Annotated in this window: 18 protein-coding genes; 10 read left to right on the plus strand and 8 right to left on the minus strand. The window is 40.2% G+C overall.

Annotation, left to right across the window (positions count from 1 at the left end):
- The first annotated feature begins 242 nt into the window (after positions 1 to 242).
- The 5 genes from cgtA to ACRWQM_RS04000 all read left to right on the plus strand — a co-directional run bounded on the left by cgtA (position 243) and on the right by ACRWQM_RS04000 (position 3,647).
- Complete coding sequence (gene cgtA, locus ACRWQM_RS03980) at positions 243 to 1,418, plus strand: Obg family GTPase CgtA (protein ID WP_434926934.1); 1,176 nt, start codon at positions 243 to 245, stop codon at positions 1,416 to 1,418.
- A gap of 16 nt (positions 1,419 to 1,434) precedes the next feature.
- Positions 1,435 to 2,193: a threonine/serine exporter family protein gene (locus ACRWQM_RS03985; protein WP_226413822.1), complete on the plus strand. Its 759-nt coding sequence runs from the start codon at positions 1,435 to 1,437 to the stop codon at positions 2,191 to 2,193.
- The gene (locus ACRWQM_RS03990) at positions 2,193 to 2,663 is read left to right on the plus strand and encodes a threonine/serine exporter family protein (protein WP_434931336.1); all 471 of its coding nucleotides are present in this window, start codon (positions 2,193 to 2,195) and stop codon (positions 2,661 to 2,663) included. The genes ACRWQM_RS03985 and ACRWQM_RS03990 overlap by 1 nt, the downstream gene beginning before the upstream one ends.
- Positions 2,664 to 2,677: 14 nt before the next feature.
- Positions 2,678 to 3,181 (plus strand): type 3 dihydrofolate reductase, encoded by a 504-nt coding sequence (gene folA, locus ACRWQM_RS03995; RefSeq protein ID WP_434931337.1) that lies wholly within the window; start codon positions 2,678 to 2,680, stop codon positions 3,179 to 3,181.
- A gap of 64 nt (positions 3,182 to 3,245) precedes the next feature.
- On the plus strand, positions 3,246 to 3,647 hold the full coding sequence (locus ACRWQM_RS04000; protein ID WP_434931338.1) for a DUF3718 domain-containing protein: 402 nt from the start codon (positions 3,246 to 3,248) through the stop codon (positions 3,645 to 3,647).
- A 187-nt stretch (positions 3,648 to 3,834) separates the two neighbouring features.
- Here the strand turns inward: ACRWQM_RS04000 and ACRWQM_RS04005 are convergent, their stop codons facing one another.
- The 7 genes from ACRWQM_RS04005 to lptD form a co-directional block, all read right to left on the minus strand.
- Positions 3,835 to 5,856 carry a HAMP domain-containing methyl-accepting chemotaxis protein gene (locus tag ACRWQM_RS04005; RefSeq protein ID WP_434931339.1) on the minus strand — a complete coding sequence of 674 codons (2,022 nt, stop codon included), beginning with the start codon at positions 5,854 to 5,856 and terminating at the stop codon, positions 3,835 to 3,837.
- A gap of 110 nt (positions 5,857 to 5,966) precedes the next feature.
- On the minus strand, positions 5,967 to 6,785 hold the full coding sequence (locus tag ACRWQM_RS04010) for a symmetrical bis(5'-nucleosyl)-tetraphosphatase (protein WP_434931340.1): 819 nt from the start codon (positions 6,783 to 6,785) through the stop codon (positions 5,967 to 5,969).
- A 4-nt stretch (positions 6,786 to 6,789) separates the two neighbouring features.
- A complete protein-coding gene (gene apaG, locus ACRWQM_RS04015) occupies positions 6,790 to 7,170 on the minus strand; it encodes a Co2+/Mg2+ efflux protein ApaG (protein WP_434926928.1) in 381 nt (126 codons plus the stop codon).
- A 66-nt stretch (positions 7,171 to 7,236) separates the two neighbouring features.
- Positions 7,237 to 8,049: a 16S rRNA (adenine(1518)-N(6)/adenine(1519)-N(6))-dimethyltransferase RsmA gene (gene rsmA / locus ACRWQM_RS04020; protein ID WP_434926927.1), complete on the minus strand. Its 813-nt coding sequence runs from the start codon at positions 8,047 to 8,049 to the stop codon at positions 7,237 to 7,239.
- Between the two features lie 8 nt (positions 8,050 to 8,057).
- Positions 8,058 to 9,041 (minus strand): 4-hydroxythreonine-4-phosphate dehydrogenase PdxA, encoded by a 984-nt coding sequence (gene pdxA, locus ACRWQM_RS04025; RefSeq protein ID WP_434931341.1) that lies wholly within the window; start codon positions 9,039 to 9,041, stop codon positions 8,058 to 8,060.
- A 9-nt stretch (positions 9,042 to 9,050) separates the two neighbouring features.
- Positions 9,051 to 10,355: a peptidylprolyl isomerase SurA gene (gene surA / locus ACRWQM_RS04030; RefSeq protein ID WP_434926925.1), complete on the minus strand. Its 1,305-nt coding sequence runs from the start codon at positions 10,353 to 10,355 to the stop codon at positions 9,051 to 9,053.
- A gap of 151 nt (positions 10,356 to 10,506) precedes the next feature.
- Positions 10,507 to 12,807, minus strand: coding sequence for an LPS assembly protein LptD (gene lptD / locus ACRWQM_RS04035; protein ID WP_434926924.1), 2,301 nt, complete (start codon positions 12,805 to 12,807; stop codon positions 10,507 to 10,509).
- A gap of 144 nt (positions 12,808 to 12,951) precedes the next feature.
- Here lptD and ACRWQM_RS04040 point away from each other — a divergent pair, with 144 nt between their 5' ends.
- From ACRWQM_RS04040 to ACRWQM_RS04060, 5 genes are read left to right on the plus strand one after another with little or no spacing between them, the layout of a single operon-like run.
- Positions 12,952 to 14,007 (plus strand): aminoglycoside phosphotransferase family protein, encoded by a 1,056-nt coding sequence (locus ACRWQM_RS04040; RefSeq protein ID WP_434931342.1) that lies wholly within the window; start codon positions 12,952 to 12,954, stop codon positions 14,005 to 14,007.
- Positions 14,008 to 14,724, plus strand: a complete 717-nt coding sequence (murU, locus tag ACRWQM_RS04045; RefSeq protein WP_434931343.1) for an N-acetylmuramate alpha-1-phosphate uridylyltransferase MurU — start codon at positions 14,008 to 14,010, stop codon at positions 14,722 to 14,724.
- Positions 14,725 to 14,765: 41 nt separating this feature from the next.
- Positions 14,766 to 15,539 (plus strand): co-chaperone DjlA, encoded by a 774-nt coding sequence (gene djlA, locus ACRWQM_RS04050; protein WP_434931344.1) that lies wholly within the window; start codon positions 14,766 to 14,768, stop codon positions 15,537 to 15,539.
- 57 nt (positions 15,540 to 15,596) lie between these two features.
- Positions 15,597 to 16,214, plus strand: coding sequence for an outer membrane beta-barrel protein (locus ACRWQM_RS04055; RefSeq protein WP_434931345.1), 618 nt, complete (start codon positions 15,597 to 15,599; stop codon positions 16,212 to 16,214).
- Between the two features lie 25 nt (positions 16,215 to 16,239).
- A complete protein-coding gene (locus ACRWQM_RS04060; protein ID WP_434931346.1) occupies positions 16,240 to 17,187 on the plus strand; it encodes a D-2-hydroxyacid dehydrogenase in 948 nt (315 codons plus the stop codon).
- Positions 17,188 to 17,358: 171 nt separating this feature from the next.
- Here the strand turns inward: ACRWQM_RS04060 and purT are convergent, their stop codons facing one another.
- Positions 17,359 to 18,534, minus strand: coding sequence for a formate-dependent phosphoribosylglycinamide formyltransferase (purT, locus tag ACRWQM_RS04065; RefSeq protein ID WP_434929111.1), 1,176 nt, complete (start codon positions 18,532 to 18,534; stop codon positions 17,359 to 17,361).
- Between the last annotated feature and the right edge of the window lie 157 nt (positions 18,535 to 18,691).

Genomic DNA, 18,691 nt, shown 5'->3' on the forward strand with positions numbered 1-18,691 from the left:
CTTGTTTACCAATACAAAATTATTTCTAAGCTCACGTTATCCTCTTGGTTTTAAAACAATAGTGAACTGAGTGATTAGAAAGATCTATTTTTTGCAGCAAGCGGAAGATGTATTATCCATACACCACGCTTTTCTGCCCCCTGATATTTATTGTATTTAGGGTTATAATTAGCGCCAAGGTTCTATAGCTCAAAGGTGTCTTCACCTTGTGCTATTAGATGATTGAAGTGTTAGGAGTCCGTATGAAGTTTGTTGATGAATCCAATATCCGTGTAGAAGCCGGTGACGGTGGTAGCGGCTGCGTTAGTTTTCGCCGTGAAAAATATGTACCGGATGGCGGTCCCGATGGCGGTGACGGTGGCGATGGTGGTAGTGTCTTTTTACAGGCAAATGAAAACCTGAACACCCTTATTGATTATCGTTTCACTCGTTTTCATATGGCTGAACGTGGCACCAATGGTCGTGGTCGTGATTGTACTGGTCATGCCGGTGCAGATTTAGTGTTACAAGTACCTGTAGGTACACGTGCAATCGATCAAGAAACCGAAGAAGCTTTAGGCGACTTAACTAGCCATGGCCAAAAGTTACTGGTTGCTAAAGGCGGTTTTCATGGTTTAGGTAATACACGTTTTAAAAGTAGTACTAACCGTGCGCCACGTCAGAAGACTCTGGGTACTCCCGGTGAAGTGCGTGAAATAAAGCTAGAGCTGCTTTTACTGGCCGATGTGGGATTGTTAGGCTTACCTAATGCTGGTAAGTCTACGTTTATACGCTCGGTATCACGTGCTACACCAAAAGTGGCTGATTACCCATTCACAACTTTAATTCCAAACCTAGGCGTTGTTAACCCACGTCATGGGCAAAGTTTTGTTATTGCTGATATTCCTGGGCTAATTGAAGGTGCTGCGGAAGGTGCTGGCTTAGGTATTCGTTTTTTAAAGCATCTTGAACGTTGTCGCGCATTACTACACATTATTGATATTAACCCTATTGACGGTAGTGATCCGATTGATTCAGCCAGAGCTATTGTAGGTGAGTTAGAAAAGTATTCACCAAAGCTTGCCGCTAAGCCTCGTTGGATGGTATTTAATAAAATCGATCTATTGCTTGAAGATGAAGTAAAAGAAAAAGTCGCTCATATTATTAAAGAACTAGCTTGGGAAGGCGAAGTCTTTACTATGTCCGCCTATAACCGCCAAGGTACTGAAGAGTTAAGTATTAAGTTACTTGATTTCATTCAAACATTGCCTGTTGGTCAAGATGATCAAGATGACGAGCAAGAAGTTGAATTTAAGTGGGATAATTATCATCAGGGTAAAGATGACAGCATCAACGAGAATTTTGATGATACTGATGACTTAGATGATGATGACTTTGATGATGATGATTATGACGTTGAAGTTATTTATCAACGCTAAGTTTTAAAGGATTACCGTGTACGCAGACAACCAAAATGATATAACCCGTTTAGTTGTCCGCTGCGCTCAATTGCTGCTTGCCTATGGTGCAGAGTCTGACTTGGTTGAAGAACTAAGTCAGCGATTAGGTAAAGCATTGGGCCTTGCAAGTGTTGAACTCTCTATATCTTCCAATGCACTTGTGCTAACTAGCCTTGTACATGGGCGTTGTATTACTACGACCAGACGGATCCGAGCTCATGGGATCAATATGATGGTGGTATGTGAATTACAACGGCTATGTTTGCTAGCTGAAAAAGGCATTTATGGCCCTAATGAGGTCCGCCGCCGTCTCGCTCGTATTCAGCCTAAAACATATCCTGCTAAAGTAGTTATTCCAGTCATTGGACTTTCCTGTGCTAGCTTTTGTCATTTATTAGGTGGCGATGTGATGGCGTGTTTAGTGACTTTTATTGCATCCTCCATAGGGATGAGTGTGAGACTTTTTCTTGCTAAAAGACATTTTAATTTACTCGTTAACTTTTCTATTACAGCCTTTATTACTAATGTTGTTGCTCAATTAGGTTATATTTATCCCATTAGTGAAACTCCTCAAATTGCATTAGCCGCAAGCGTATTAATGCTAGTGCCAGGTTTTCCGCTAATTAACGCGATTTCTGATATGGTAAAAGGTCATATTAATGTAGGAATATCCCGCTGGGGAAATGCAAGTCTACTCACCTTAGCTTCAGTAATTGGTATCACTATAGCAATGCAATTAGGCGGGATATTTTAATGCCGCCTCTGTTATTAGACTTATTACATAATGCTTTTTTTTCCGCTATACCAGCTTTTGGTTTTGCCATTTTATTCAATGTACCGCAACGTTATCTTGGATTCTGTGCGTTAGCAGGTGCATTAGGTCACAGTACTCGAACCGTGTTAATGCACGTTAATATGCCGATTGAGTGGGCTACATTTGCTGGAGCCGCTCTCGTGGGGGTTATCACAATTCAATTTGCTAAACGTCATTTAGCGCCACCGTCAATGTATGCCGTTGCAGCTATTATTCCGATGATACCCGGAACCTACGCCTTTAATACTGTTATAGCGCTTATTCAATTAACGGCTCAAAACCAAGTCAGTCCAGAGTTAAGTGCGCAAGTCATTGTCAATGGGCTTAAAACGGTCTTTATTTTGGGAGCCTTAGCTGTAGGGCTAGCACTACCTAGTTTATTATATTATCGCAATCGCCCTATCATTTAATTAGAGGATTCATCATGCGTATCGCAATGATTGCCGCTATGGCTAACAATCGTGTTATTGGTAAAGACAATCAAATGCCATGGCATTTACCTGAAGACTTAAAGCATTTTAAAGCTATGACGTTATCAAAGCCTGTGGTAATGGGGCGTAAGACTTATGAATCAATAGGGCGTCCATTACCTGGAAGACACAATATTGTCATTACTCGACAGTCGAATTATGCACCGGATGGGGTCACTTGTGTCGGTAATTTTGATCAAGCTGTTGCTGCTGCGGGTGAGTGTGAAGAATTAATCATAATGGGTGGCGGTCAGCTGTATGCTGAACTACTCTGTAAGGCAGATGTATTATATTTAACTCAAATTGACCTAGATGTAAAAGGTGATACTTACTTTCCTGAATGGGATGATGGAAGTTGGCTTTTGAAACACACCATTACAGCAACAAATGAGTATGGATTGCAATATAGCTTTAACACTTTTGTTAAAAACTGTAAACTTGTTCAAGAGTTACCCTGAAACTAAATACAATCACAAAGATGAGCGTATTAAGATACAATAATAAATTATAAAGGAGTGTCAGATGCGTTTAATGCCTGTAGCGATAGCCGTACTGATAGCAGCATCTTCTGTGTCGGTCCCTGCTGTAGCGAACACTGATCAGTTAGTTGCTAACATATGTGATTATGTAAAGTCAGACGATAAAAATCGTTTACGTAAAAAGCTTAAAGAAGCCCGTGTAAAATTACGTAATATTTATTCAGCTGTGAGCTGTGATGGCAGCAGTTTATTGCGTACTGCCTACAATTCTAACGCGAATGATGTTGGTGAGTTTATTGCTAAACGTCTTCCTGCATCAGACCTTTCTGCTGCTGAATCAGATGGTACTTCTATTGTGGATTGGGCCAGTGCCAACGGTCATAGTGGTAGCCCTATCACAGCAGCGATTACTGAACGTCTAGGTGGCGGTGCTGGTGAGGATTAATCGTTAAGATTATTCTGTACCTACAATGCCAAATAAAAAATACCGACTAATATGTCGGTATTTTTTATTTGGAAATAAGCGTTTAAGTAAAGCGACGACCTCTAATCGATAATTTATTCCATAAGTTAGCCGTAACAAAAAAGGCCTTTACGGCCTTTTCTCATTAGGAGGATAATTTAAATCTAGATTAGACTTTAAACTCTTTAACAGACGATTGTAGTTCTTCTGCCAACATTGCGACTTGATGGCTTGATTGTGCAGTTTGTTCTGCACCAGAAGAGGTTTCTTCTGATATAAGCGCAATATGTTCAAGCTTCTCAGATACCTGCTGACTGACCAGATTCTGCTCTTGGGCTGCGTGAGCAATGTGAGTACCAGAGTCATAAGCTTTATGAACTGACTTGATAATTGTTTCAAGCGCTATATTGGCCTGTTCATTCTTATCAACACAGCTGCTAGCTTGCGATTTGCCTAGCTCCATAACAGCAACGGCTTGCTGAGCACCTTGCTGTAACACTTCGATCATTAACTGAATTTCTCGGGTTGAATCTTGGGTGCGTGAGGCAAGACTGCGGACCTCATCAGCAACCACCGCAAAACCTCGACCTTGCTCACCCGCTCTGGCTGCTTCAATTGCGGCATTTAATGCCAGTAGATTAGTTTGCTCGGCAATGCCTCGGATAACATCTAAGATTGAGCCAATAGATGCACTATCGGTGTGAAGTTTATTAATCACTGTGCCAGCTTTAGCCACTTCATCTGCCAGGGCTAAGATAGTAAGCTTGCTTTCATCAGCAAGGGAGCGCATGTGTTTGGTTTCTTCGTCGGCTTGTTTTATTTGTTCTAATGCCTGATCTGCGCTCATTGAAACCTGTTGAGAGCTTGAACTTAACTCAGTGGTTGCCGTTGCGACCTGATCGACCTGACTTTTCTGCTCTTGAATGCTAATAGTGGTCTGTGCTGTAATAGCTGAAGTTTCTTCTGCGGCCGCGGCAAGTTGATTTGAACGATCTAAAATCCCCATAATTAAGCTGCGAAGGCTGTCGACTAAACGGTTACAGTTTTTCGACAGTTCAGCAAATTCATCGTGGCCAGAGTCATCTAACTTATGGGTTAAATCACCTGAAGCTAATACATTAAGGGCTTGGTTTACCTGTGCTAAAGATTGTTTTAATGGCTGGACAACCATATAGCTGACAAAAATCGCAACAAATATAGCAAAAAGCACTACTGCCATGGTTTTAACTTCTGCGGAGTCAATCACATCAATTGCTTCGTTACTTATTTCGTTAGTAAATCCATCAATCGCCGTGGCAAATTCGGTCATTTTTACATTGACGGTTTTGGTTTTAACTTGGATATCACTTAAGGCGGCCGCTGCAGCCGCTTCATGTTGTAATTGCTGCTTTTTTAGACCAATTATAGAGTTATTGCCGGATAATAGTTTAAACACTTTATCTGTTTCTGTATTAAGGTCTGCCAATGTATCACTGTCAATTATATCTTGACCTTGTAAACTTATATGGCTCAACTTGCCTTTTGCTTCACTGACCATGAATTCCAATTCTTTTATAATCAGTTCGTACTTACTGCTGTCAGTGACAGCAACGAGGTCATATACCGTAGTGATTAAATTGATAAATGTGTTATCAACAATATTGGCAGAAGAAGCCAAGCTTCTTTCTACAGAGTCTTCACTGGTCTCTAAATCTGTTACATCCAGTAGAATAGAAGATGCGTCATCAGCAGCATTTTCTATCTCGCTGCGCATTTTTAATGCGTCCTCTTGTTTAGATAAGGATTGCAATCTTTCGCTGAGCATTTTATCGGCTACATTTTCATAGGCTAAATAAGCTGTTTTTAGTTGGTTTAGTGGTTGCGAAAGTTGCTCTTGCTCAGAAATTAAGTTTGTTAATTTACTGAATTCAGATACGAATTTTTTATTTTCACTAGCAAGGTATTGTTCTATAGAAGGGATTTTTGAAGAATGGTCACTGTAGTAACCTAAAATAAATTGAATCTGTTGGCCACTAATATTTTCGCTTAACAAATTAGTATGTGCCAAAGCGGGTAGACTAACTTGTTTTAAGGTTTGGGTACCTTTTTTGATGCTGCTATTGCCTAATAATGTGACAACGCCAAGTATGATTAGTAATAAAGTTAAGACAGAAAATCCGCCTATAACCCTAGTGGCCACTTTAATCTTCATATGTTACTCCAACCTATTATTATTTTATCCCAACAGCAAGGACTTTTGTATTCAGGTACTTTTTGAAATCCGATAGTAGATTATCGGCTTATTCGTCTTTTAGTTTAACGCTAAATGAGCTTTTTTTGGGTAATTTTTTCATTTGTTTCAAGGTGCCACAGTGTTAAATGTTCACCCCAACAGCATCCTGTATCTAAAGCATGTAAATGTGTTGCAGATGTTTGCCCCATTAATGCCGCCCAGTGACCGAAAACGATCTGGTAAGGCGCTTTTAGCTTAGACTCAAAATCAAACCATGGCCTTAATATTTTATCTTTCACTTGGTTTGGAGGCAGTTTACATTCAAAGTCTAAACTGGCATCGGAATGTAAAAACCGCATCCGTGTTAGGGCATTGATACAATATATCGTGCGCTCAATTCCATTAAGGTTGTTACTCCAAACATTCGGCGTATTCTGATACATTTGGCCAATAATACTCGTCAAATAATCAGCTTGTTTAAGCTGTTCACTAACCATTAAACTTTCAGATATAAGTGTTGCTAAATCCCACTGTGGAGGCACACCAGCATGAGTCATTATAAGATTATGTTCAGGTAAGTAGCGTACTAATGGTTGTTGTCTTAGCCAATTTATTAGCTTAGGACAGTCTGGCGCTTCTAGCAATGCTTCTAAGCGGTCATTTGGGGTTGCGCGCTTTATTTTGCCATGAATAGCCATTAAATGAAGATCATGATTACCTAGCACTACCTTGCCGCTGTCTTGAAGTGATTCAAATAGTCTTAAGGTTTCTAGCGAGCCCGGACCGCGGGCAACTAAATCACCAACAGCCCAGAGTATGTCTTTGGAAGGATTAAAACTGACTTTTTGTAATAGTCTTTGCAGCTCTTGAAAGCATCCTTGAATATCGCCGACAAAATAATTGGCCATAATTTTATTGCAGCAACCCTGGCACGGCTAACCTGAAGGTGGGAATGACAGCTGAAAATAGTCTGCCATCATTGTAGACCATACCATATGAGCCTTCCATAAAACCGATAGGGGTTTCTAATACTGTTCCACTCGAATACTGGTAAGCGGTATTAGGTGCAATAGTAGGGGTTTCTCCTACGACGCCAGGGCCTTTTACTTCACTTTTATCACCATTAGCATTAGTGATGATCCAGTGACGATCTTTTAACGTTACAGCTTGATCGCCCACATTGATTATAGTGATAGTGTAGGAGAATAAATATTTCTCATCTGCTATATCTGATTGATGCTCAAGATATTCAGTGTCGACTTTAATTTTTATCGGAGATTCAGCTTGACTCATAGGTGATATATTTCGTCCTTAAGCAAAAGGGCATATTCATTGAACATGCCCCTTAAGATGAAGTAATTAATTTGTTGTTTTTTTATCTATATATAAATTAGCCATCGCAACATATTGTTGCACACTGATTTGCTCAGGTCGCAGGGTTGAATCTATATTGAGTAGGGCAAAGTCTTCATCATTGAGCATGCCTTTCAAGTTGTTGCGCAAGGTTTTACGGCGCATATGAAATGCTGTTGTGCATAAATGACGCATTACAGTTACGTCTTTGCATGGCCAAGGTTTTTGCTCATAAGGCAATAAACGTACCACGGCAGAGTCTACTTTTGGCGCAGGAGTAAAGCAGTGCGGAGGCACTTCTAATACAGGTACGACTTGACAAAAATATTGCGCCATAACGGTGAGACGTCCATAAGCTTTGCAACCTGGGCTGGCCGATAAACGCAATACCACTTCTTTTTGGAGCATAAAGTGCATGGTTTCAATATATTCTGCAAACTCAAATAAATGAAACATTAAAGGCGTTGAAATGTTGTAAGGTAGATTACCAAACACTTTCATTTTTTTGCCTTCTTGTCTAAGCAGGTTAAAATCAAACTGTAATGCATCACCCTGGTGAATAGTCAGTTTATCTTTTAATATAGGATGTGTTTTTAATCGCTCAACTAAATCGCGATCGAGTTCAACGACTGTGAGGTTATCTATGGTGTCTGCAACTGGCTCTGTTAGTGCACCTAAGCCTGGTCCTATTTCAACCATAACGTGGTCATTATCAGGGGAAATAGCACCAACAATGCTACTTATCACACCTTCATCAGTTAAGAAATTTTGTCCGAATCTTTTTCTGGCTGTATGGCCTAAATGTACTTTATTACTCATTAGATTAATTACTTACTCTTATCAATCATTTCAATGGCTTTATTTAATGCGCAAAATAAACTGCCACTATCTGCTTGCCCTGTGCCGGCAAGATCTAACGCTGTGCCGTGATCTACAGACGTTCTAATATACGGTAGACCTAAGGTGATATTAACTGATTTACCAAAACCTATAGACTTGAGCACGGGTAAACCTTGATCATGGTACATAGCCAATACAACATCGGCTTGTTCTAGATATTTAGGCTGGAATAGTGTGTCTGCTGGAAGTGGACCGACGATGTCCATACCTTGCTGACGTAGCTCATTTAAGGCTGGTATGATGATATCAATTTCTTCACGACCTAAATGACCATCTTCACCAGCGTGCGGGTTTAAGCCACACACAAATATTTTAGGTGAACCTAAGCCAAATTTACTGACAAGCTCACGATGTAAAATACCGATAATGTGGTGCAACCTGTCACGCGTAATGGCTTTTGCCACATAAGCGAGTGGAATATGGGTTGTCATTAATGCAACCTGCAATCCGGGTGTTGCTAACATCATGACTACATCTGGGCAATTTGCCTGTAGGGCGAAGTATTCTGTGTGACCACTGAATGAAATACCCGCTTGATTAATGATACCTTTATGGACTGGCCCTGTGACAACAGCGTCAAACTCTTTTGACATGTTCTTTTCACCGGCACATTTAAGCGTGTCAACAACGTAGCCACTGTTAGCTTCATTCAACACGCCACATTCAACAGGTTCTGCCAACTTAAATGGCAGAATAGTTAATGTGCCCGCTTGCTGCGCTTTAGCCGGTAATGTTGAGTCATACGTTTTTAGCTGTAACGGTAAATTAAGTAATTTGGCTCTATCTAATAATAATTGTGGATCAGCACAAACAACTAGCTCAGCAGGCCAATCCTGCTGAGCTAGTTTAATGACGATGTCAGGGCCGATACTCGCCGGCTCACCCGGCGTTATCGCGATACGTTTGATCATTGTGAGTTATTAGCCTCGTATATTTTCAGGCTCGAATACTTCGATGTATGCGTCACTGCGCATTTCATCTAACCAGTTTTGTAATTCTTCGTTAAATTTACGACGGAAAATTAATTGGTGTGCTCGATTACTATTAAATTTATCTGTTGCATCTGTTTTTCGACGATCCTCTAGCTGGACAATGTGCCAGCCGTGAGTGGTGCGAAAAGGTTCACTAATTTCACCCGGCTTTAAGTTTTGGAGCGTTTGTGAGAATTCAGGAACATATAAACTTGGTTCAGCCCAGCCTAATTCACCACCTTTTGCACCTGAACCAGGATCTTCAGAATATTGGCGAGCTAACTTATCAAAATCTGCATCGCCACTGCGTATGTCTTTTAAGAAGTTTGCTAACATAGCTTGAGCACGGTCTTCAGATAAAATAGGTGACGGTTTCAATAAAATATGACGTGACTTAACTTCATCGATTTCTTGAGTTTGTAAACCACGAGTATCCATGACCTTAATGATATGAAAACCTGAACCTGATTTTATCGGCCCTAAAATATCGCCTTTTTTAGCGTCAACAACAACTTCTGCAAACAAAGTTGGCATCTCATTGATGTTCATGAACTCCCATATACCGCCTTCAAGTGCTTTGGGGCCAGATGAAGAGGCTATCGCTGTACTGCGGAAATCATCACCTTCATTAAGGCGCTTTAATACAATATCTGCTCTGCGACTTGATAGTTCCAGTTGCTCACTGGTTGGGTCGTTTGGGATCTCAATTAAGATATGACCCACTTGAAATTCAACATCTTTCAAACCCTGTTCTTCAATCAGTTTAACTAGACTGTTTATTTCTTGAGGGGATACTTGGATACGACGCTGTACTTGAATACGTTGAATTTCACCTAAAGTGATCTCTTCGCGAAGTTGTTCACGGTATTGGCTGAAGCTCATACCTTCTGATTCAAGTTGCTGCTGCATCTGGTTTACGGTAATTTTTTGTTCTTTAGCGATATTTTCAATAGTTTGATCCAATTGAAGATCGCCAATAGATAAACCAATCCGTTCAGCTGTTTGCAGTTGTAAACGCGTTGAAATTAAGCGATCAATAATTTGAGTGCGTAAAGCTTCATCAGAAGGCAGCGTTTGATTAGATGCTTTTGCGTTTGCAGAAACAGTCGTAATCATGTTGCTAATTTCGCTTTCTAAAATAATACCGTCATTTAATTGAACGGCTACGCTGTCTAACGTTTGCGGAGCTGATAAAGCTGGTTGGCTTATTGTCAGTGCAAATAACGCAAAAAAAAGTTTCTTACTGTGTTTCATCCAATAAATCCTTGGCACTTTTATTCTGGTATTTTGGGGGGACCCAAATCTATTGTTATCATTTTTGTCAGTTAATCTTAATTAACTTAACATAGGACTACGGTTTTTAATCTTGGTTCAGCAATTTATCATAAGCTATCATAAAAGCGGCTTAATTCCTTAAGTAAAGTGGCTTACGGTAGTTAAATAAACCTTCATTTAGCATATCTTCAACTCCAAGTGGGCCTGATCCGCCTAAGCCTTTAATGACAAAATTGAGGTAAATACCTTTATCAAATTCTTCACGCCCGTCGATACTTTGTGATAAATCGTCATCATAGTTTGTTTTGATGCGGTAATGGTAACTTAATCGTATAGCCCAGCAACATGACTCATATTGGACTCCAGAGTAGGTTTCAACACTGCGAGATTCATTTAAGTCATAATACCAATTACCAACAAAGTATAGGTCATCGCTAATCGGCCAAGATGTTCTGAGGCCAGCTTGAGAAATACTGACTCGGTCATTGGTGTTGGTATTGAGAAGATCTGGTACGTAACGGTAGCTAAATTGCAGTAATTTGTCGTTACTAGGGCGAAAATCTAAAGTGACTTCATTTTTTTTATTTTTGCCATTTTCGGTATCATGTTGAACAGAACCGCTAATAAACCAATCTTTATATAACTGTGCATCGAGCTCTGCGGCCAAAATTGACGTTGACTCAGTTTCCTGTAAACGCTGGTTCTCACTTAATACTTTCGATTCGTCAAAATAGAGCGTTTGCCCCAAACTAAATTTAAACTTTTCGAAATTTAGCTCATCAAACAATCGAGTAGTGAAACCTAAAGTCAGTTGATTTGCATCAGCAATGCGGTCTAAGCCTGAATAACGTCTATCCCGGAATAAACCAAAATAATCTTCCTGAAGTTGAGCCGTGTCGTAAATGCCAATGTTTGTTTGGTCTTCATAACCCACATACAGGTATTGAAACTGTGGCTCTAATGTTTGTTTTGATAGACTATCAAACATCGTTGTTGGACGCTCAAAATTTATTTGGCCCAACACTCGAACTTGAGGAATTGTACGGCTTACTGATTCGTCATAGTCAGTATCGAGATCGATAAGTTGCTGCCAATATTGGGTCTGCATAAGCTTAACTTCACTGGTTAAACTTCCCGCAGGCCCCTGAATGGGTAAGGTTAAACTGGGCACCATATGTAAGCGTGTCGCCGTTGAGTATTCATCTTGTTGATGACGAAAGTTAGTCAGTTCTGAGTTGAATTTAAAGTCAATACTATTGAAAAAATCGGTTTGACGATAATTGAAATTTAATTGTGGCATAACTTGGTAGGGTAACTCGTCCTCGCCCAGTACTTTGATGTCTTGTACTCGCATGTTGAAGTCCCAATTTTGCTCAAAATAGCTGGCTTCACCAATACGCGACAATTGATTATCTGTTGAGCGGTTAACATCGGAATTTAAGTCATTGAAATAGTTGTTATCAGATACATCGGTATAGTTTGCTCTGACACGCCAATTGTCATTAAGAGCGCCTTGATGACTCCAATGATATAAATAGCGATCAGGGTTGTTAAATAGTTTGCGATCACTGCCTAAATATTCAACATTCATCTGTCCATTTTGTTGTTCGCCAGCAAGATAACGGAACTCTGTTTTAGTAAATATACCGCGTGAAGACATGATATCTGGCGTAAAGGATAAGTCATACTCTGGTGCAATATTCCAATAATATGGCACGCTAAATTGCAGGCCATTAGTAGTACTTGTACTGAATGCTGGAAATAAAAATCCTGATTTTCGTTTATCTGATACCGGAATCGTCATGTAAGGGATATATAAAACAGGCACGTCAGCAATACGCAGTTTGGCATTCCATATTTCACCCCATTCTTCTTCACTGTCAATTTTAATCATGTCAGCTTCAAGTAACCAAGATTCATCACCTGGTGGGCAAGTGGTAAAGTTAGTGCCAGATAAAATTAAGTTATTGTCAGAGGTTATCTGTAACCGTTTAGCGTCCCCATGAATTTGTTGACCATTAAGCCAGTATTCAGCACCTTCTAAATTGGCGCTGCTGCTGCTCATTTGTGCTTGCAGTGAATCAGCAGTAATGGTGAATTGCTCATCTTTAAAAATGAGATTGCCATTAGCATTTAGTTGTTGTTTGCGCTGATCTAAAATAGCTTCGTCAGCTGCGATATGCCTTGTGCCCTGACTAAAACTAACATCTCCGCGAAAGTGGGCTTTGTTTTCAAAAGAGGCCGACGAATCGTCTGAAATAATCACAATGTCGGTATCTTTTATGCCAGATAGCTTTTCACGATCGCTAAACGAGCGAGAGACAGGGGGCTCGACTATACAAAGTTGAGGGAGTTCCTCTTCTACATTGGGTGCCTGAGCAAACACGTATTGAGGTAATAGGCATAAGGCCAGAAGATATCGGATCTGCATTATAGTCAAATAATTATGAATTCTTGTTCTGGAAAGTTTGGATTAATAAAGAAGTTAGCAGCTAACAAAAACAATCCATTCTTTAGCTGTTTCCAAATGTTATGCTGGCTATAATAAAGCAATTTTTGTTGAAGAGCCATTGAGATGAGTCAAACAGATTTAAGATTTTCCTTATTATCCTCTTGGTTAAATCAGTATTTTGGTCAAGAAGTAAACGTTTCGCTAATTTGTGGTGATGCTAGCTTTAGACGTTACTTTAAACTGACGGTCAAAAATAACCATTATATTGTCTCCGATTCGCCTGTGACTTTAGTGCCTATTGTGCCATTTATTGCGATAGCAAAGGCATATCATCAAGCCGGTGTATTAGTACCTGAAGTTGTACATTACTGTCTAGAACAAGGTTTTGTTTTGCAAACAAATGTCGGTGATGAGCAGTTACTATCCATTTTGAAAAACGATAATGTTGCTGGTTACTATCAACAGGCGCTGGACTTACTCGTGCCTATTACAGGTGTTACTCAATACCATAATGCAGAAGGTAAAAGCCAATCATTTCCTTTTTACGATAGTGCCTTTGTTGAAAAAGAATTAACTATTTTCACTGAATGGTTGATTGGTGCTCATCTTCAGTATGATTTGTCACAAGTAGAATCTACCATGTTGAATGACTGTTTTCAGCAGTTGATAGTTAATGTAGAGGCTCAGCCTAAAATGGGTATGCATCGTGATTTTCACAGCCGTAATTTGCTTATGAATCATGACATACCCGGTCTAGAGCGCCTTGCTGTGATTGATTTTCAAGATGCTGTAATAGGGCCGATAACCTATGATGCCGTATCACTGCTTCGTGATTGTTATGTCAGATGGCCAGAGAATATAGTGAATTCATTGATGCGTTATCATTATCAATTGCTAATGAAACATGAATTAATTGATCACAATGCCGATTTTTCTGTTTATCAACAATGGTTCGATTTGATGGGGCTACAGCGTCATATTAAAGCTGCGGGTATTTTTGCGCGATTAAAATTAAGAGATGGAAAAGCAGGTTATATGGCAGATATTCCTTTAACCTTACAATATATTGTCGATATTGCGGGGCGTTATCCTTCGCTGAAGTCCTTAAGCCAATGGGTTGAAGAGGTGGTGTTACCAAAGGTGCTCGCAAAGAATGCCACTTTAGGAGGAGGTCTCTAAATGAAGGCGATGATATTAGCGGCAGGGCGTGGTGAAAGATTAAGACCACTAACAGATTTAATGCCTAAACCTTTGGTTAAAGTTAATGGTAAACCTTTAATAGAATATCACTTAGAGAAGCTTGCTGAGTTGGGGATAACTGACGTCATAATTAATCATGCATGGCTTGGACACATGCTTGTTGAATCATTAGGTAATGGTGAACGTTGGGGGTTATCGATTCATTATAGCGCTGAAGCCGAGGCGTTAGAAACCGCAGGCGGGATAAAAAATGCTTTACCTTTGTTAGGTTCAGAACCTTTTTTATTACTGAATGGCGATATTTTTATAGATGCATTACCAGATATAGAAGCCGCATTATCTGTGGTTAATCAACGAAAGGCAGATGCTTATATTTGGTTGGTTGATAATCCATCACATCACTCTCAAGGGGATTTTTGCCTTATTTCTTCGTTAAGTTCTGTGGGTAAGAGCGATCTGGAGCATGCGCTAGTGGTTCTTGATGGTTCTACGCGATTCACTTATAGCGGAATGGGCGTGTATCATCCTAAAATGTTTACTGAGCTAGCAAACGGATCACAACCACTCGGTCCGTTACTTAGGCAATCTATTGCACAAGCACAAATTTATGGTCACTGTTTGACACAATATTGGTGTGATGTTGGCACTATTGCTAGATTAGATGCGTTAAATGCACGAGTAATGTCATTATCTTAAGTTTGGATAACAAATTTTTATAAAATATAACGGAACAGTCAATGCGAATTTGGGGCAAGGTTTTTGGGTTTATCATTGGGTTTATGTTTGGCAGAATTGCTGGCGGCATAATGGGCCTTTTTTTAGGACACCTTTACGACAAGCGTAAACGTTTATCTGGCCTCATCCAGCAAGCGGGTGAGCGACAAGCGACTTTTTTTAATGCGACCTTTGCTGTTATGGGGCATGTTGCCAAAGCATCTGGCCATGTAACCGAAGCTGATATTCGCGTAGCAACATTATTAATGGATAAAATGCAGCTTACGGGCCAGCCGCGTGCTGATGCTCAGGCTGCATTTCGTTCGGGTCGCCAAGCCAATTTTGATTTATTTCAAACCTTAGCCGATTTTAAACGAGTCACACAAAGCCGGCATGAACTGCTACAAATGTTTTTAGAAATTCAAATTCAAACGGCTCTGTCAGATGGCGAACTACAAGCTAAAGAACAGCAAGTGCTTGCTGTAATAGCGGAGCAGTTAGGATTATCTGCAGTGCTAAAAGATTTACTTACTCGCTGGCAAGCAGAATTTCAACATCATCAATCAGGCCAAGGCAGTAAAATGCCACTTAACGATGCTTATCTGGTACTGGGTATTGCCGAGTCTGAAACGGATCAGCAAATTAAACGGGCTTATCGGAAACTAATGAATGAGCATCATCCTGATAAGTTGGTTGCCAAAGGGCTGCCGGAAGAGATGATGATGATAGCTAAAGCTAAAGCTCAAGATATTCAAGCCGCTTATGAAACGATAAAAACTTCTAGAGGTATGCGTTAATTGATTAATTAAACGGTTATATTAATGGATAAAATGTAAACAGGAGTTGGGCAAAATATGAAGCTAGTAAGATTAGCACTTATGGCTGTTTGTGCATTGATTAACCCAAATAGTTATGCTGAGATATTTGTAGCCCCTTTTGGTGGTTATAGTTTTGGTAGTAATGGGCTAGAAGTCTCAGTTAATGATGCCCAGACTAATCTATCAGAGTTAAACATCACTGAAAGTGGCAACATAGGTATTATGTTAGGTGTAACGACCAATGATCCTGGCAATATGTACTTTCTATATAGCCGACAAGATACAGATTTACGTCAAGGCTCGCTGTCATCAGATAAGTTAACCGAACTAGAGGTTAATTATTTCCATCTTGGCGGAACATTATATTTTCCAAATGAGAATTTGAAACCTTATATTACAGCCAGTGCCGGTTTAACCCAACTGCGTCCAAGCAAAGAGTATTCAAGTGAAACTCATTTCTCTATGGGCATTGGTGGCGGTGTTGCCTATGAGGTTACTCAAAATGTTAGTCTGTTTGCTGATGTGCGTGGATATGCCACTTTTTTGAATTCAGATGGTGGATTATTTTGTAATCAAGCTGGCTGTGTATGGCAAATACAGGGTGATTTAATGTGGCAAAGCCAAGTTAACCTTGGTCTTGAGATTGCTTTTTAATGTAAGGACTAAAGGCTAATAGATAATGAAAATAGTTGTGCTAGATGGATTTACATTAACCCCAGGTGATTTAAGTTGGCATGAATTGGCGCAACTAGCACCCTGCAAAGTGTATGAGCATAGCTTAATTGATGATGTGGTTATTCGTTGTCAGGGTGCAGAAATCATTTTAACTAACAAAACCCCAATAACAGCGGATATTTTAAAACAGCTTCCTGATATTAAATATATTGGTGTACTAGCCACTGGTACCAATGTGGTTGACCTTATCTACGCCAAGCAAAGGGGCATAATAGTCACCAATGTACCAGCGTATGGCCCTGACGCGGTAGCGCAAATGGTGTTTGCCCATATTTTGCATCATACACAACAAGTCGCCTTGCATGATAACGCGGTAAAGCAAGGCCTGTGGGCTGGACAGCGTGATTTCTGTTTCACTTTATCTCCATTAATGTCGCTAAAAGGCAAAGTGCTCGGGTTAATTGGTTTTGGTGACATTGCTCAGCATGTGGCACAAATTGCGTTAGCTTTTGGGATGCAGGTTTTGATTCATACTCCTAAAATTAAAGTAGGACTTGCCCAAGGTATAGAGTGGTGCGAGTTAAACGATCTATTACCTAAAGTTCAATTTTTATCACTTCATTGCCCCCTGACTAATGCAACACACCAAATGATCAATACATTGTCTTTAGCGAAATTACCTAGCAAGGCATTAATAATAAATACTGCCAGAGGTGATTTAGTCAATGAACAAGATTTAGCAGACTGGCTTAACCAAGATAAAGGCTTTGCGGCGGTGGATGTATTGTCGAGCGAGCCTCCCAAAATTGATAATCCATTAATCAGTGCTAAAAATATTACAATAACTCCTCACATTGCTTGGGCAACGAAAGAAGCTAGGCAAAACTTGATGGATATAGCGGTGAATAATTGCCGACAATTCATACTAGGCAAATCAACTAATGTGGTTTAGTCGCATATTTATGTCCCTTTAATTAAAAGGCCAGAGTTACTCTGACTTGATAAGAGGGGTTATAAGATGAGTAAGAGGTATGAGATTGCATGAGCGGCATTAAAAAACGCCATATTAATATTTAATATGGCGAAGGTAGATGTCAGTTGCATCGCTTAATTTAGCTAATCACTAAAATATCACTTTAATTTCTGCAGCGGCCTTTTTTGCCTTTTCGATGGCATTTTCAATACTGGTATCTTTGGCCAAGGCGACACCTAGACGACGACGTCCATCAATATCGGGTTTGCCAAATAACCTAAGTTGAGTATCGGGTAAGGCTAAAGCCTTTCCCATACCTTGATATCGAATGTTGTCCGATTTCCCTTCCCCTAGAATGACCGCAGAAGCAGCGGGGCCAAACTGCTCAATTTTACCGATAGGTAAGCCTAAAATAGCCCTCACATGTAATGCGAATTCCGATAAGTCTTGGCTGATTAATGTGACCAGGCCAGTATCATGTGGGCGAGGGGAAACCTCAGAGAAGTAAACTTCGTCGCCTTTAATGAATAATTCAACCCCAAAGAGTCCATATCCGCCCAGCGCTTTAACCGTTTTCATTGCGACAATTTGCGCTTGTTCTAACACATTGTCCGGCATAGCTTGAGGCTGCCATGATTCACGATAATCGCCGTCTTCTTGTCTATGTCCAATAGGTGCGCAAAAATGAATGCCATCAATTGCGCTAATGGTGAGTAAGGTAATTTCGTAATCAAAGGGTATAAAGCCTTCGATGATCACTCGTCCTTGACCCGCACGCCCACCTTGCTGAGCATAATCCCAAGCCGCCTGAATATCGTCAGTAGACTTAATGACACTCTGGCCTTTACCTGATGAGCTCATCACAGGTTTGATCACACACGGGAAGCCAATTTGTGCTATTGCCTGGTTCAGTTCAATTAACGTGTCGCAAAAGAAATATGCTGAAGTCGGTAAGCCTAATGTTTCGGCTGCTAATCGACGAATGCCCTCTCTGTCCATTGTTAACTTTGCCGCTTGCGCGCAAGGCACTACGTTTAATCCCTTGGCTTCTAAAGCCAATAACATATCTGTTGCAATCGCTTCAATTTCAGGGATAACAATATCTGGTTTTTCTAATTCAATGACAGCAGATAAAGCAGCCCCATCTAGCATGTTAATCACATGGCTACGATGGGCTATTTGCATCGCTGGAGCGTTAGGGTATCTATCGACACCTATCACTTCAATACCAAATCGCTGCAATTCAATAGCGACTTCTTTACCCAACTCACCGCAACCAAGCAACATGGCCTTTACGGCATCAGTACAACCTGGCGTGCCTAATATCTCTAATGACGAAGTACTCATATTCACCCTTGTTCAGTGTTTTGTTATTAGAACAGTTTACCTACTTTGGAGGTCGCTTTGCTATTGTTTTACTGTAAATATTAAGCTAATACGTTAGATTTACTTATTTAGCTTTATCTTAACATTAAACAAACAT

Origin of the sequence: Shewanella sp. HL-SH5 (assembly GCF_051163755.1) — a bacterium.
Classification (GTDB): Bacteria; Pseudomonadota; Gammaproteobacteria; order Enterobacterales; family Shewanellaceae; genus Shewanella; species Shewanella glacialimarina.